14 protein-coding genes are annotated in these 13803 nt (G+C 72.8%); 4 read left to right on the top strand and 10 right to left on the bottom strand.

From position 1 onward, the window contains the following. Nucleotides 1-96 precede the first annotated feature (96 nt). Both C8E87_RS29765 and C8E87_RS29760 read right to left on the bottom strand, forming a co-directional pair. Nucleotides 97-819, bottom strand: coding sequence for an anti-sigma factor family protein (locus C8E87_RS29765; protein ID WP_133876145.1), 723 nt, complete (start codon nucleotides 817-819; stop codon nucleotides 97-99). Beyond that, nucleotides 816-1349: a sigma-70 family RNA polymerase sigma factor gene (locus tag C8E87_RS29760; RefSeq protein WP_133876144.1), complete on the bottom strand. Its 534-nt coding sequence runs from the start codon at nucleotides 1347-1349 to the stop codon at nucleotides 816-818. The genes C8E87_RS29765 and C8E87_RS29760 overlap by 4 nt, the downstream gene beginning before the upstream one ends. Nucleotides 1350-1547: 198 nt before the next feature. Here C8E87_RS29760 and C8E87_RS29755 point away from each other — a divergent pair, with 198 nt between their 5' ends. Beyond that, nucleotides 1548-2336 (top strand): COG4315 family predicted lipoprotein, encoded by a 789-nt coding sequence (locus tag C8E87_RS29755; protein ID WP_133876143.1) that lies wholly within the window; start codon nucleotides 1548-1550, stop codon nucleotides 2334-2336. Nucleotides 2337-2435: 99 nt separating this feature from the next. Here the strand turns inward: C8E87_RS29755 and C8E87_RS29750 are convergent, their stop codons facing one another. Then, nucleotides 2436-3197 carry a methyltransferase domain-containing protein gene (locus C8E87_RS29750; RefSeq protein WP_133876142.1) on the bottom strand — a complete coding sequence of 254 codons (762 nt, stop codon included), beginning with the start codon at nucleotides 3195-3197 and terminating at the stop codon, nucleotides 2436-2438. A gap of 46 nt (nucleotides 3198-3243) precedes the next feature. Here C8E87_RS29750 and C8E87_RS29745 point away from each other — a divergent pair, with 46 nt between their 5' ends. Further along, nucleotides 3244-3660 carry a MerR family transcriptional regulator gene (locus C8E87_RS29745; protein ID WP_133876141.1) on the top strand — a complete coding sequence of 139 codons (417 nt, stop codon included), beginning with the start codon at nucleotides 3244-3246 and terminating at the stop codon, nucleotides 3658-3660. Between the two features lie 9 nt (nucleotides 3661-3669). Beyond that, nucleotides 3670-4962, top strand: a complete 1293-nt coding sequence (locus C8E87_RS29740; RefSeq protein WP_133876140.1) for a GH1 family beta-glucosidase — start codon at nucleotides 3670-3672, stop codon at nucleotides 4960-4962. On the opposite strand, the gene C8E87_RS29735 is transcribed toward C8E87_RS29740, so the two are convergent. The 3 genes from C8E87_RS29735 to C8E87_RS29725 all read right to left on the bottom strand — a co-directional run bounded on the left by C8E87_RS29735 (nucleotide 4951) and on the right by C8E87_RS29725 (nucleotide 8248). Beyond that, nucleotides 4951-5964 (bottom strand): 1-aminocyclopropane-1-carboxylate deaminase, encoded by a 1014-nt coding sequence (locus C8E87_RS29735; RefSeq protein ID WP_133876139.1) that lies wholly within the window; start codon nucleotides 5962-5964, stop codon nucleotides 4951-4953. The genes C8E87_RS29740 and C8E87_RS29735 overlap by 12 nt on opposite strands. Beyond that, nucleotides 5961-6593 (bottom strand): GntR family transcriptional regulator, encoded by a 633-nt coding sequence (locus C8E87_RS29730; protein WP_203720910.1) that lies wholly within the window; start codon nucleotides 6591-6593, stop codon nucleotides 5961-5963. The genes C8E87_RS29735 and C8E87_RS29730 overlap by 4 nt, the downstream gene beginning before the upstream one ends. A 272-nt stretch (nucleotides 6594-6865) precedes the next feature. Then, nucleotides 6866-8248 carry a hypothetical protein gene (locus C8E87_RS29725; RefSeq protein ID WP_166661286.1) on the bottom strand — a complete coding sequence of 461 codons (1383 nt, stop codon included), beginning with the start codon at nucleotides 8246-8248 and terminating at the stop codon, nucleotides 6866-6868. Nucleotides 8249-8603: 355 nt separating this feature from the next. On the opposite strand from C8E87_RS29725, the gene C8E87_RS29720 reads away from it, so the two are divergent. Beyond that, nucleotides 8604-9560, top strand: coding sequence for a LysR family transcriptional regulator (locus C8E87_RS29720; RefSeq protein WP_133876136.1), 957 nt, complete (start codon nucleotides 8604-8606; stop codon nucleotides 9558-9560). 114 nt (nucleotides 9561-9674) lie between these two features. Here C8E87_RS29720 and C8E87_RS29715 read toward each other — a convergent pair whose 3' ends face one another. The 4 genes from C8E87_RS29715 to C8E87_RS29700 all read right to left on the bottom strand — a co-directional run bounded on the left by C8E87_RS29715 (nucleotide 9675) and on the right by C8E87_RS29700 (nucleotide 13799). After that, nucleotides 9675-10892, bottom strand: a complete 1218-nt coding sequence (locus C8E87_RS29715) for a vWA domain-containing protein (protein WP_133876135.1) — start codon at nucleotides 10890-10892, stop codon at nucleotides 9675-9677. A gap of 118 nt (nucleotides 10893-11010) precedes the next feature. Then, nucleotides 11011-11964: an SRPBCC family protein gene (locus C8E87_RS29710; protein ID WP_133876134.1), complete on the bottom strand. Its 954-nt coding sequence runs from the start codon at nucleotides 11962-11964 to the stop codon at nucleotides 11011-11013. Next, nucleotides 11961-12881 carry an AAA family ATPase gene (locus C8E87_RS29705; RefSeq protein WP_133876133.1) on the bottom strand — a complete coding sequence of 307 codons (921 nt, stop codon included), beginning with the start codon at nucleotides 12879-12881 and terminating at the stop codon, nucleotides 11961-11963. Before C8E87_RS29705 ends, C8E87_RS29710 begins: the two co-directional genes overlap by 4 nt. A 3-nt stretch (nucleotides 12882-12884) precedes the next feature. Beyond that, nucleotides 12885-13799 carry an XdhC family protein gene (locus tag C8E87_RS29700; RefSeq protein ID WP_133876132.1) on the bottom strand — a complete coding sequence of 305 codons (915 nt, stop codon included), beginning with the start codon at nucleotides 13797-13799 and terminating at the stop codon, nucleotides 12885-12887. Nucleotides 13800-13803 lie beyond the last annotated feature (4 nt).

Genomic DNA, 13803 nt, shown 5'->3' with positions numbered 1-13803 from the left:
GCGAGGACGCGCTGGCCGGCAACTCGGACGCCGAGCGCCAGGACGCGCTCACCAACCGGCTCGGACGCCAACCGGCGGCACGCCCTGGCCCGATGCTCAGACGTCGACCGACACGAACTGCTTCCCGGTGGTGTTGACGACGCGTACGGCCTGGACCTGTTCGGGGTCGATCAGGGCGCTGCCGTTGAGCGTCGTCCCTCCCGTCTCACCGGCCTCGGACACCAGCCAGCTGCCGGCGACCGCGGTGGAGCCGTCGCGGCCGACCACCTCGAGCACGCATTTCTGACCGGCGGGGATGCCCCCGACCGTGGCCGTCACCCGGACCCAGCCCGCGGCGGGTGTCACCGCCACTTCCATGCGGGCGCCGGTGGACGCGTCCGTCCCGGAGCCGACCCGCGCGCCGGCCGGCACCGAGAGGGTCGCTGTCGGCTGGGCCAGCGGCTCGGTGGAGGGCGCCGTCCCCCGCCCGACCAGCACGCCCCCGACGACCGCGATCGCGGCCACCGCGGCGGCGATCGACGTCGCCGTGGCGACCCGCTTGTAACGGCGGCCGGACGACTCGCGGCGCACCTGGCGCAGCGTGCGCTGCAGCAGCAGGTCGGCGTCGTCGGGCGGGCCGTCGAGGAGCATCGCGTCGGGCACCCCGCCGAGCTGGTCGGACCATTCGCGCAGGGAGTCGCGTTCGGCCCGGCACTCGGCGCAGCCCGCCAGGTGGGCGTCGGCGCGGGCCTTCTCGTCCTCAGAGAGCATTTCCAGCAGGTAGCCGGCGATGTCGACGTGCTCGTTCGCCGTGTTGTTCGCGCTCTCCGGCGTGCTCATGATGCCAACCGTTCCGTGCCGGCCTCGCGCAAGGCCCGCAACGCATAGAAGGATCGGGATTTGACCGTCCCGGGCGGGATGCCGAGCGCCTCCGCGGCCTCGGCGACGGTGTTGCCTCTGAGGTAGACCTGTTCGAGCACTTCACGGTGCTCGGTGGAGAGCCGGCTCAGCGCGTCGACCACGACCATCGACGTGACGATGCGGTCGGAGTGGTCCTGTTCGACGGCGGCGTCGGGCGGGCTCTCGGCGGCCTCGAGCGGGCGCCTGTTCCGCGCTCGGATCTGGTCCAGCACGATGTTGCGGCAGACCGTGAGCAACCATCCCCGTACGGAGCCCTTGCCGTTGTTGAGGCTGTCGGGGTGCCGCCAGGCGCGCACCAGCGCTTCCTGGACCACGTCCTCGGCGGCGGCGCGATCTCGGGTCAGTTGCGTGGCATACGCGAGCATGGCGCGTCCATGTTCCTGAAACAACGATCTGACCAGTGCTTCATCGGCCACCTCCCGGTGCGGTCTCTGTCGGCTCGACGGCATCCGTTTCTCTTTCCGCGGCACTCTCACGTCTTTCATGACAACGACATCGATGAAAGTACTGTGCTGCGGCTACTCGGAGTACGTCGCAGGTCCCCCACCCGGATCAAGATTTTCCGAAAGTGGCACATCCGGGTGAACCAGCCCGCGAACGCCGGCGTGTGGAGGTCAGGCCTCGAAGATCTGAGACGGGAGACAGCCATGCGGAAGATCTACGTCACGGCGATTCTGGCCGCCGGCCTGGCGGGGGTTTCAGCTTGCGGAAGCCAGGGCGCCCCCGAGCCGGCGCCGGCGGCCGCGACCCAGGCCATCCAGGACAACGGGCAGGACGCGCAGAACGGACAGGGCACGCAACCGCCGCCGAATCCGCAGGGCCCGGGTGAGCTGCCCGACCTGGCCGGAATCGAGGCCAACCCGCCGGTGGACGAGCAGCCGGTCGCGAACGAAGCGGAAGCCGCGAACCAGGCCGAGACCGCGAACCAGGCGCAGAAGAAGGCGCCCACGGTCGCGAAGACCCAGCGCTGGGTCAAGATCTTCAGCGGCCCGTCCGACAAGGACATCACCCCGCCGAGGTCGCGGACCAAGGGCAGCAAGACGGTCGAGCTCAACGCCACCGAGAACGAGCAGATCGGCACGTACGTGACCGACGGCGCCGGCCGTACGCTGTACCGCTTCGACAACGACTCGAACAAGCCGCCCAAGTCGAACTGCAACGGCGACTGCGCGACGGCCTGGCCGCCGTTGCTGATCAAGAGCCCGGGCAAGATCTTCCCGGACGGCATCGACCCCAAGATCGTGGGCTACGTCGAGCGGGCCGACGGCACCTGCCAGGTCACGATCAACGGCTGGCCGGTCTACTTCTTCGTCGACGACGCCAAGGCCGGCGACATCAACGGCCAGGGCCTCAACGGCAAGTGGTTCGCGATCAGGCCCGACGGCGGCAAGACGGCCGCCGCCCCAGGCCCGCTGTCCAGCAGCGGTACCAAGTAACACCCATCGGGGGCGCGCCCGGGGTCCTGGCGGGGACCACCGGGCGCGACGTCTGGTCGGGCCCGAGCGCCGGCGAGGAGACGCTGCGCCTGCCGTCGGTCATCGGGACGCGGCAGACGGTCGAGGGCGGGTCGCGGCGGCCAGGAACATCGGGATGACCAGGAGCAGGCGGCCGGTCTCGGCGCGCCGGGCCTGATCGGCCAGCCAAGCGTCCGCCTCGGCCGCGGTGATCGCCCCGGCTTCGAGTGCGGCTTCGGCATGCCCGGTCAGCAACTTCCGGACGCCGGGTTCGGTGAACACGGCCGTGTGCACGGTCAGCGTGACGTCGTCGAAGCCGTGGTCGAGCAGCAGGTTCCGATAGGAGCGGGCGATCCGCGGGTGCTCGATCGTGTCGGCGCGGGCGTGCACGATCCGCCGGGTCACTGCCGGCAGCCCTGACTCGATGACGACGGCGTCCCAGTCCTGCCCGACCAGCACGATCCGCCCGCCGGGGGCCAGCACCCGCCGGGCCTCGGCCAGCGCGGCGTCGGGGTCGGGCAGCACGTGATAGACCTTGTCGGCGCGATAACCCAGCACCGAGGCGTCGGCGAACGGCAGGGCAGCCGCGTCGGCCTCCCGTACGTCGATGCCGGGGAACCGGGCCCGCGCGGCGTCCAGCATCGTGGGGTCGGTGTCGATCCCGACCGCGCCGGCGCCCAACTCGGACACGGCGCGACCCGTGCCACAGCCGACGTCCACAACTGCTCGGCCCGGCGTGTGCCACAGAGCCTCGTACGTGTGCCGCCGCAGGCTGACGGCGTCGGAGGTGGACTCGGCGGTGTCGAGCGCCTTGATCAGGGTTTCGGTGTTCAGGTAGCCCATGACGGGAGTCTGCGACTTAAGGTCGGCCTGAAGTCAAGGAGGACCGATGGAGCTGACGATCGGCGAGCTGGCCGGACGGTTCGGCCTGGCCGGCCACGTGCTGCGGCACTGGGAGGACGAAGGTTTGCTGTCGCCCGCGCGTACCGGAAATGGGCGGCGTGTCTACACAAGCGCGGACGAGACCCGGGTGGCCGAGATCCTGATCGGCAAGGACGCCGGGTTCAGCCTGGACGACCTGCGCGAGTTGTTCGCGGCGCCCGACCGTGAACACCGGCGGGCGGTGCTGCGTCACCAGCTGGACGAGGTGCGGCAGCGCATGGATCGGCTCGCCCTCTCGCGCACGCTGCTGGAGCACGGGCTGCGCTGCGAGCACGAGAAGTACCAGGAGTGCCCGCGTTTCCGCGAGATGGTGCTGTCGCGGCTCGACGGCGTCGATCTGGCCTCGGCGCTCGAGCATCACTAGGGTCGGATCATGACGCTGCCGCGCTTTCCTGACGGGTTCGTGTTCGGGTGCTCGACCGCCTCCTATCAGATCGAGGGGGCCGTGCACGAGGACGGGCGCGGGCCGTCCGTCTGGGACACGTTCGCGCACACGCCGGGCAAGACGCTCGGCGGGGACACCGGCGACGTGGCGTGCGACCACTACCACCGGTACGCCGAGGACGTCGCGCTGCTGGCCGGGCTCGGCGTGGGGGCGTACAGGCTCTCGATCGCCTGGCCGCGGGTGCAGCCGACCGGGGCGGGCGAGCCCAACAAGGCCGGTCTCGACTTCTACGACCGGCTGGTGGACGCGCTGCTCGAGAAGGGCATCGAGCCGGTGCCGACGCTGTTCCACTGGGACCTGCCGCAGGCGCTGGAGGATCAGGGCGGCTGGTTGTCGCGGGACACGTCGTCGCGGTTCGCCGACTACGCCGGGGTCGTGGCGGCGCGGCTCGGTGACCGCGTACGCCGGTGGATCACGCTGAACGAGCCGGTGGTGCACATGGCGCAGGGTTACGCGTACGGCACCCACGCCCCCGGCCGCACGCTGATGCTGGAGGCGTTGCCGGTCGCCCACCACCAGCTGCTCGGGCACGGCCTGGCCGTACGGGCGTTGCGGGCGGCCGGCGCGACCGAGGTCATGCTGACCAACAACTGCACCCCCGTACGGGCGGCCGACGACTCCCCGGCGGCCGCGGTGTACGACGCCTTCCACAACCGGCTGTTCAACGACCCCGTGCTGCTGGGCTCGTATCCCGATTTCCTCGCCGCCGCCCTCGACGGTGTCGTGCACGAGGGCGACCTGGAGGTCATCCGCACGCCGATCGACGCGCTGGGCGTCAACTACTACAACCCCACGCTGGTCGGGGCGCCCGCCGGGGAGTCGCCGCTGCCGTTCGAACTGCTGCCGATCGAGGGTGTGCCGACCACCGCGTTCGGCTGGCCGGTGGTGCCGTCCGGCCTGACCGAGCTGCTCACGGGCCTGCGCGACACCTACGGCGAGGCGTTGCCCCCGATCTACATCACCGAGAACGGCTGCTCCACCGGCGAGGACACCGACGACCGGTTCCGCATCGACTACCTCGACTCGCACCTGCGCGCCCTGCACGACGCGATCACCGCCGGTGTCGACGTGCGCGGCTACTTCGTCTGGTCGCTGCTCGACAACTTCGAGTGGGCCGAGGGCTATTCACAACGGTTCGGCCTCGTCCACGTCGACTTCGACACCCTTTCCCGTACGCCGCGAGCCTCGTACCACTGGCTGCGGGAGGCCCTAACTGAATAGCGCGCTGTAGCCGTTGAGCGCCGGCTGGCCGCCGAGGTGCGCGTACAGGACGGTGGAATCGGCGGGGATCTCCTTGCGGGACACCAGGTCGATCAGCGCGGCCATCGATTTGCCCTCGTAGACGGGGTCGGTGACCATTCCCTCCGTACGGGCGGCCACGCGCATCGCCTCCAGTGTGGTCTCGTCGGGGATGCCGTACGTGCCGGCGTGGTAACGGTCGTCGAGCAGGATCTCGTCCTCGGTCAGCTCGCGTTCGAGGCCGATCAGCGCCGCCGTGCCGCGGGCGATCCGGGCCACCTGGTCGCGGGTCTCGGCGGGCTTGGCCGAGCCGTCGATGCCGAGCACGCGACGGGGGCGGCCGCCGGCGTCCTGGAGGGCGGCGAACCCGGCGATCATGCCGGCCTGGGTGCTGCCGGTGACCGAGCAGACGATCACGGTGTCGAAGAAGACGCCCAGCTGCTCCTCCTGCGCCTGGACCTCGTACGCCCAATTGGCGAAGCCCAGGCCGCCGAGTTTGTGGTCGGAAGCGCCGGCCGGGATCGCGTACGGCTTGCCGCCGGAGGCCTCGATGTCGCGCAGCGCCTGCTCCCAGCTCTGCTTGAACCCGATGCCGAACTCGGAGCGGACCAGCCGCACCTCGGCCCCGGCCAGCCGGCTGATCAGGATGTTGCCGACCTTGTCGTAGACCGGGTCGGGCCACTCGACCCAGCTCTCCTGCACCAGCACGCACTTGAGGCCGGCCCGCGCGGCGACGGCGGCGACCTGCCGGGTGTGGTTGGACTGCACGCCGCCGATCGAGACCAGCGTGTCGCACCCCTGCGCGAGCGCGTCGGCGACCAGATACTCCAGCTTGCGTGTCTTGTTTCCCCCGTACGCGATGCCGCTGTTGCAGTCCTCCCGCTTGGCCCAGACGGCGGCGCCTCCCAGGTGAGCGGTGAGCCGGTCGAGCCGGTGCACCGGGGAGGGGCCGAACAGCAGCGGATAACGGTCGAAGTCGATCATGCGGGTCTCTCTTCCAACGAGCGCCAGATCAGCGACGTGAGGCGGGTGGCTTCGGGAACATCGCCGGCGGCGCAGGCGGCGATGAGGTCGTCGTGCCGCTCGACCGAACGGCGGGCCTGGCTCCGCGCGAACTGCAGGCGCTCCAGGCGGCGGATGAGCGGGGTGTAGCGCTCGATGGTGGCGGCGAGCGCGCGGTTGCCGCTGGCCCGCACGAGCACGCCGTGCAGCTCGTCGTCGGCGGCCATGGCGGCGTCGATGTCACCGCGGCGGCCGGCGGCCTCGAAGCGGCGGTTCGCCTCGCGCATCGCCGCCACGTCGCCGGGGGTCAGCTGGGCCACGGTGGTGGCCGCGGCCAGCTCGTGCATCGCGCGCACCACGGCGGCGGCGTCACGCACCTCGCGCGGCAGCACCTCGGTGACCCGGGTGTAGCTCTGCGGCTTCGTCTCGACCAGGCCCTCGCCGGCCAGCCGGGCCAGCGCGTCACGCACGGGGGCACGGGACAACCCGAGCCGGCCGGCCAGCTCGGCACTGTTCACGACGGCGCCGGGAGCGAGGTCGCCGCGCACGACGGCGTCCCGGATCGACTCGTACGCCGTCTCCCGCAGCAGCCTGCGCTCCACCCGTTCCACATCTCCCCCGTCCCTCGCCCGCGCCGTGCGGTCGCCCCGCTCGGGTGCCCCGGCAACTGAAATGTTAGATGTCAGCGACGTCGGACGCCAGGTCCGGGTCGATCCGGCATCGGTTGTTCCCCGATGGCCGCCATGACCGCGCGGGAACGGTGGGTGCCCTGCGGAACAGCGCTGGGGCCGGCCCGGGCGCCCCTGGGACTCTGAGCGCTCGGCCTGCTGCCCGGCGTCCGGGGCCGCAGACGACAGCCGCGACCCCGGATCCGCAGGTTCGGTCAGTTACGCCGGCCGCGGCGGCGGGCCATGGCCAGCGCGACGACCCCCAGGACGACGAGCAGCAGTCCGCCGGTGGCCGCGGCGGCGACGTTCGCGCCTGTCCGGGCGAGGGCGTCCGTCTCCTCGAGCTGCGGCTCGGCGACGGTCCGCACGGCCGGCGGGCTGGTCGGCGGCGCGGCTTCCGGCACCTGACGCTCGGCGGCCGGGCTCGTTCCGGCGGGGCTGGGCGTGGCGGTCACCGGCTTCTCGTACGTCCGCTGCTGGGCGTGGGCCGGGACGGTCAGCAGCGGCGGCGCGGACGCCTCGGCGAACAACTGGCCGAGGGCGACGTCGAGCAGGTGCGCCCGGCCCAGCAGCACCTCGACTCGCAGAGCCGCGGCCTCCGCCCGTACGGAACGGCCGGCCCTTTCCTGACGCGGAGCACCCAGCGAGATCCGGGCCGAGAGCAGCGACGCGGCGGTGAGACCACCCCGCAGCTCGACGCCGACGCTGGTGTCGCTCGTGTCCAGGGTCGCGAGCGGCTTGCCCGCGGCGGCCACCTTGAGCACGGCCGGACGGTAGACGACCTCGTCGTGCGCGCGCTCGCCGGTCGCCGTGACGGTCAGCGTGGGCTGGGTGACGACCTTGATCGAGACCTCCTGCGCGGTACCGGCGAACAGCGTCAGGTCGGACAGGGCGACCCCGGCGGCCGCGGTCACGGCGAGACGACCCTTCCGGCGTACGAGGTCGGTGGCGCTCTGTGTCGACCCGGCGGGCCCGAGCTTGAGCAGGCTGGTCGGCTCGCCCGCTCCGGCCGGACGCACCGCGCCGATCCCCGGCGCCGCACCGGTTCCGGCCGGACGCATCGCGCGGATCGCCGGCGTCGCGCCGCCCCCGCCGAGGAACTGCGCGCCGGCCAGCATGGTGGCGCTGCGGGTCAGGGGACCGGTCCTTCCGCAGCGGTACGCGTCGTGCCAGCGTGCGTCGGCCGTCGACTTCCCCAGCTGGATCGTGGCCAAGCCGCCCGCGTCGACGCTGACCAGGCTCTCGGTGCGTACGGGCGTGTCGATCTCGGCCGGGCCACGGCTGGAGGGGGCTCGGCTCTCGGCGACCGTTCCCTCCAGCGGGACGGCCGGGACGCGCAGGCCCAGGAGCTTGGCGTCGGCGTAGCGGCCGGTGGCGATCGTCCGGTGCGGGCGGCGTTCGCTGTCGGCGCTGCCGTGGGCCGAGGCGAGCCGCACGTCGGCCAGGGCGGGCAGGTCACGGCGCAGGATCCCGCCGTCCAGCACGGTGATCTTCGCAAGGTCGGCCTGGGCGGTGGCGGTGAAACGGGCGCCCTCACACCCTTCTTCGGTGCGCGCGTGGGCCTCGACGGGCACAGCCAGCACGGCGAGTGCGGCCACGGCGGCGGCCACTCCCGAGAATGCAGGATGCGTCCGAGTGGGGCGGAAGGGGCGCTGGGTCGGCATGAATGTCCTCGCTAGGCGGTCGACGACGGTGTCCGGCTTGACCATCGAGAAGCCTTTTGCGGAGGGTACGGAGGGACGCGTACGTTCTCTTCATGAGCACACTCCGGCAAGTCCGACATTGACCTGTTTATCGGCTCGCCGTGGTTCTAACGAACGATCTTCCGGTTCGTCACTCGTCGATCATCCACTGGAGAGAGGCAGCTCAGGCCCGGGTCGGCGCGATAGATTGCGAGCACACTTCGGATCGGCGTGGAGGGCGATTCATGGCTCGGGTCGGTGAGCGCCGGTGATGACACCGACACAGCTGCGCGCCTACTCGGCCGTCGTCCGGCTCGGCTCGGTCAAACAGGCCGCCGCGCACCTGTCGGTGTCGGAGTCGGCGGTCTCGCTCCACATCGCGCAGTTGCGCCGCGAGCTGGGTGACCAGTTGTTCTCGCGGACGGCCGCGGGCCTGGCCTTCACCCCCGGCGGCCTGCGCCTGGCCAGCCGGGCCACCGAGCTGCTGGGCCTGCAGGACATCACCGTCCTCGAGGTCAGCGCGGCCGGTCGCGGACGCCGGCTGCTGCGGGTGGGCGCGTCCAGCCTGTTCGCCGAGCACGCCGCACCGGGCCTGATCGAGCTGTTCGCGGGCCGCGCCGACGACCTCGACCTGGAGCTGAGCGTGCGCGAGCCGGGCGCGTTCCTCACGCTGCTGCAGACCCGCACGATCGACATCGCGATCGGGCCCCAGCCTGCCGTGCTCGAGCCGGGGTTCGGCTCGCGGCCCGTCATGAACTATCGCGTCGTGGTCGTGGCCGGCCCCGACCACCCGCTCGTCCACCAGCGCCCGTCGGCCGCCCGGCTGCGCGACCAGACCTGGCTGCTGGGCCCGTCCGCCGCGGCCGAGGTGGGCGCGGTGCCCGACCTGCTGCGCCGCCTCGGCGTGCCCGAGGCCAACCAGCAGATCTATCAGAGCAACGCCGCCGCCCTGGAAGAGGCGAAACGCGGGCACGGGGTGACACCGGCGCTGTCGTTCGCCGTCGCGCCCGACGTCCGCAACGGCCGGCTGGTGCAACTGCCCGGCCCGCACGCGCAGCTGGACGCCGGCTGGCACGCGATCACCCTGGCCGACCAGGGCAACCCGTCGGCGGCGGCCGAGCTCGCCCGGTTCGCCTCCACGCCGCGGGCGATCCAGGCCATGATGCGCGGCGCGGGCGCCAAGGTCGGCCACTTCCGGCCGTCGGTGCACGTCACGCTCTGGAGCTGACCGGCAGGCCGCTCTGCGCGTCACGCTCCGGGGCGGCCCGCGGATGGGCCGTCTCGGCCGTGCGCGTCACGCTCCGGGGCCGGCCCCGCGGACGGGTCGTCTCGGCCGGGCGCTTCACGCCTCGGGGCCGGCCCCCAGGTGGTGGGCCACGGCCATGAGGTCGTGGAAGGTGGCCGCGGGCAGCAGGCGGTCGCAGTACGGCAGCGCCGCCGCCATGCCGGCCACCCGCGGCGCGAAACCGGCCGCGCCCGCCCTCGGGTTCAGCCACAGGACGCGGTGGGCGCGGCGACGCAGCCGGGCCATGGCCGCGGTCATCAGCTCGGGCGGGTCGCTGTCCCAGCCGTCGGAGGCGACGATCACCAGGGCGCCACGCAGACTGTTGCCGTGGTGCGAGCCGAGCAGGGCGGCGACGTTGGTGGCGATCCGCGTGCCGCCGAACCGGTCGGTCACCAGCGCCCCCGCGCGGGCCACGGCCTCGGCCGCGCCGGCGTGCCGCAGGGCCGGGGTCAGGCGGGTCAGCGTGGTGGCGAAGGCGAACACCTCGGCCTCGGCGACCAGGGTGAACGCGCGCATGAGGTGCAGATACGCGGTGGCCTGCGCGCGCATCGACTCGCTGACGTCGCAGAGCAGCACGGCCCGGCGAGGACGGCGCAGAGGCTTTTCCCGTACGAGGTGAGCCGGCTCCCACGCCGTGCGGCGCGCGCGGGTGATGGTGGCCCGCAAGGCGATCCGGCCGCCGGACGGGTCGGGCACGTGCCGCCGGGTGCGACGGACCGGCCAGCGGGCCAACGTCGCGCTCAGGGCCTCGGCGAGCAGCTCGGTCTGCGCCACGTCCAGGTCCTCGAACGGGAGCTCGGCCGCCGCGGCCAGGGCGCTCGGGCGGCGCTCGGGGACTTTCGGGCCCGCGCCGGTGGGCTCGGCCGGGGCCACGACCGGGGGCAGGGTGGCCCAGGGCAGGCCGCCACCGTCGGCGACCTCGTCGGCGCCGGCGGGCACGGGCACCTGCACGTCGTCGGCGCGGCGGGCCGCGGGGGCGGTCGCTGCGCGGGTGAGCGGCAGGGGCGGGGCGCCGGCGAACACGGCCGCGAACACCCGGTCGAAGGCGGCGAGGTGGGACAGGTTGCGTACGAGGGAAATGCGGGCCGTCCAGTAGAGCGCGTCGACGGTCAGGGGCGGGCTGACCTCGAGCGCGTGCACGAAGTCGCCCGTCTCGGTCAGGCCGGCGGGCACACCCACGTGGCGCAGGCGGTCGGCCAGGGCCACGGCGAAACCGGCCCGGTCGGCGCCTCTCAGCAGCACCGGCGGGCTGTTCCGGCCGGGTTCCGGGGGCATCGGCAGGTCGGTCCGACCGGGTCGCGCGGGCATCGGCGGGTCGGTCCGGCCGGGTTCCGCGGGCATCGGCGGGTCGGTCCGGCCGGGTTCCGCGGGCATCGGCAGGTCGGTCCGGCGGTCAGCCGCGGGCAATGAACCACACGATGACGCCCACCACCATGGCCACGCCGACCGCGGCGGGGATGGCTCGCTTGTAGATCGAGCCGCCGGCCACGGCCAGGAGGTCCAGTGGTTCGGGCTCGTCGGCGACCGCCGCCGGGGCTGTGGACGGGCGGGGGTTGGGGGCGGCCTGCGAGCCGTTGACCGGGAAGTCCGAAGAGGGGGTGCTGTCGGTCGCCACGGCGGAGGACGTCGAGGCGTAGTTGGTCAGCTCGGGCTCCGCGGTGCCCGTCGCGTCCACCGTGGAGGCGGCCAGGGGCTCGGTGCCGGCCACGGCCGGAGTGGCGGGCTCGGCCGCGCCCGGATCGGCGGGGATCAGGTCGGCCGTCAGGTTCGCGGGGCTCGGGGTTTCGGCGCCGGGGGTCGCGGCCGGCGGTCCGGGCGCCGGGGCGGCGGCGGTTTCGGGCGCGGTGTCAGTGGCCGCCGGTGATGGCACGGCGGGCACTGTCCCGGCGCCGGTGGGGGCGTCGTCGGAGGCGAGCTTGGCCTCCAGGTTGGTGACGAACTGGGCCAGCAGCTTCCCGGAGATCTCCTTGATCATGCCGCTGCCGAACTGGGCCAGCTTCCCGCTGATCCTCAGGTCGGTGTCGACGCTGACCAGCGTGCTGTCACCGGCCGGGGTCAGGGACGCGGTCACCAGCGCCGACGCGTTGCCCCCGGCGCGGGCGTCACGGCCCTTGGCGTCGATCACCGCGCGGTAGGCCGTGTCGTCCTTCTCGGTGAACCGCGCGGTGCCGGTGAAGTCGGACACCACCGGACCGACCTTGACCTTGACCTTGCCGCGGTAGACGCCACCGTCCACCCCGGTCAGCTGCGCGCCGGGCAGGCAGGGCGCGACCCCCTCGAGGTCGGTCAGCACCTGCCAGGCGTGGTCGATCGGCGTGTGCACCGTGAACTCGTTCGTGATCCTCATGATGCCTCCTCGGAGACGACGAGGGCCATGGCGGTCCGGTCGTCGGGGGTTTTCGCGATCGTGCCGAGCGTGCCGGCCACGGCAGCGTCGGTCAGCCCGGCGACGCCGAGGGCGGACAGCGCCGACACCCAGTCGATGGTCTCGGCCAGCCCGGGCGCCTTGTCGAGCTCCAGACCACGTACGCGTCCGATGAACTCGGTGGCGCTGCGGATCAGCGGCTCCGTGGCGCCCGGCACGGCCCGCCGGACGATCTCGGCGGCGCGGGCCGGGGCCGGGAACTCGATCCAGTGGTACAGGCAGCGCCGGCGCAGGGCGTCGTGCAGGTCGCGGCTGCGGTTCGAGGTGAGCACCACGATCGGCGGTTGCGGGGCGGTGAAGGTGCCCAGTTCGGGAACGGTGATGGCGGCCTCACCCAGGAACTCGAACAGCAGCGCCTCGAACTCGTCGTCGGCCCGGTCGATCTCGTCGATCAGCAGGACGGGCGGGGTGGGGCCGGGATGGCGTACGGCTTGGAGGATCGGACGCTCCTGAAGGAACTCGGCCGTGAACAGGTCGGCGTCGGTGAGCTTCTCGTGCCGGGCCTCGGCGAGCCTGATGGCCAGCAGCTGCCGCTGATAGTTCCACTCGTAGAGGGCCTCGCCGGCGGTCAGGCCCTCATAGCACTGCAGCCGGATCAGCGGGGTCCCGAGCGCGAGCGACAAGGCCTTGGCGGCGGCGGTCTTGCCGACGCCGGGCTCCCCCTCCAGCAGCAGCGGCTTGCCGAGCCGGATCGCCAGGAAGATCGCCATGGCCAGCCCGTCATCAACCAGGTAGTCGACGGCGTCAAGCCGCGCGACGACATCCCCGGGCTCGCTCACGGCCGTGCCCGCGACGACAACACCGGGCCCGCTCACCGGCCCGCCGGCGCTGACAGCCATCGGCTAGGCCGCCGCCACGAAGCTGTCCCGGCACCCGACGCGGCAGAACCAGTAGTCCTGCCCGTTCACGACGGCGTGCGGGCTGTCGTCGTCGACGAAGACCGTCATGCCGCAGACCGGGTCAACGGCCCGCCGCGGCGCCGAGGCCGACAACACGACGGCGACCGGCCCGCCCGTGGTCCGGGAGTCCTCGATGCCAACCGCGGGGGCGGGGAGCGTCCCGTGGCGCAGGTCGCGCACTATCTCGGCCAGGAGGGACAGGGCGATCTCCTGAGGCGTGCGCGCTCCGATGTCGAGGCCCGCGTGGGCACGCACCAGGCCCCGCTCCGCGTCGGTCAGGTTCATGCTGTCGAGCACCACGGCGCTGCGGGTGCGGCTGGCGACGAGCGCGATGTACGGCACCCCGGCGTCCAGCGCGGCCCGGATCGCCTTCTCCTCGTTGCGGCCGAGCCCCGCGACGACCACCGCGGTTGTCCCCGCGTACGAGGAAAGCTCTTTCACCTCGAAGTCGAGGAACGATGCCAGCTCGCCGACCGCACGACCGATGGGGTTGTCGCCGACGACGCCGAGCAGGGGCCGGGGCAGCACCGGGCGCAGGAAGATCTCGATCGCCCCGCCGGAGTGGCACGGGTTGACCACGACCCGCGCCCCCGGTGTGTCGGGGAAGCCGGCGCCGTCGTCCGGCAGCACCCGCAGCAGCATCGTGTTGCCCGACGACAGCGTGTCCAGCGCCGCGGCCCGTACGGAGCTCTCGGCACACACACCCCCGACGAAGCCCTCGATCGACCCGTCGTCGAGGATCACCGCGTCGTCACCGGCCCGCGCCGAGGTGGGTTCCTGAGCCCGTACGACCGTCGCGTGCACGAACGGCCGGCGCGCCTGGGAAAGGTCGGCAACGCGTTCTGCTACCGAGGACATGGGC

Origin of the sequence: Paractinoplanes brasiliensis, from assembly GCF_004362215.1 — a bacterium.
GTDB classification, from domain to species: Bacteria; Actinomycetota; Actinomycetes; order Mycobacteriales; family Micromonosporaceae; genus Actinoplanes; species Actinoplanes brasiliensis.
The sequence above is the reverse complement of the archived record's forward strand: the minus strand, read 5'-3'. Positions and strand labels throughout refer to the sequence as shown.

Excerpts from the sequence above, each read along its gene's own strand:
- C8E87_RS29745 (WP_133876141.1), top strand. The coding sequence starts at position 3,244 with ATGGAGCTGACGATCGGCGAGCTGGCCGGACGGTTCGGCCTGGCCGGC.
- C8E87_RS29750 (WP_133876142.1), bottom strand. The coding sequence starts at position 3,197 with ATGGGCTACCTGAACACCGAAACCCTGATCAAGGCGCTCGACACCGCC.
- C8E87_RS29705 (WP_133876133.1), bottom strand. The coding sequence starts at position 12,881 with ATGGCTGTCAGCGCCGGCGGGCCGGTGAGCGGGCCCGGTGTTGTCGTC.
- C8E87_RS29755 (WP_133876143.1), top strand. The coding sequence starts at position 1,548 with ATGCGGAAGATCTACGTCACGGCGATTCTGGCCGCCGGCCTGGCGGGG.
- C8E87_RS29765 (WP_133876145.1), bottom strand. The coding sequence starts at position 819 with ATGAGCACGCCGGAGAGCGCGAACAACACGGCGAACGAGCACGTCGAC.
- C8E87_RS29700 (WP_133876132.1), bottom strand. The coding sequence starts at position 13,799 with ATGTCCTCGGTAGCAGAACGCGTTGCCGACCTTTCCCAGGCGCGCCGG.
- C8E87_RS29740 (WP_133876140.1), top strand. The coding sequence starts at position 3,670 with ATGACGCTGCCGCGCTTTCCTGACGGGTTCGTGTTCGGGTGCTCGACC.
- C8E87_RS29715 (WP_133876135.1), bottom strand. The coding sequence starts at position 10,892 with ATGCCCCCGGAACCCGGCCGGAACAGCCCGCCGGTGCTGCTGAGAGGC.
- C8E87_RS29735 (WP_133876139.1), bottom strand. The coding sequence starts at position 5,964 with ATGATCGACTTCGACCGTTATCCGCTGCTGTTCGGCCCCTCCCCGGTG.
- C8E87_RS29710 (WP_133876134.1), bottom strand. The coding sequence starts at position 11,964 with ATGAGGATCACGAACGAGTTCACGGTGCACACGCCGATCGACCACGCC.
- C8E87_RS29760 (WP_133876144.1), bottom strand. The coding sequence starts at position 1,349 with ATGCCGTCGAGCCGACAGAGACCGCACCGGGAGGTGGCCGATGAAGCA.
- C8E87_RS29720 (WP_133876136.1), top strand. The coding sequence starts at position 8,604 with ATGACACCGACACAGCTGCGCGCCTACTCGGCCGTCGTCCGGCTCGGC.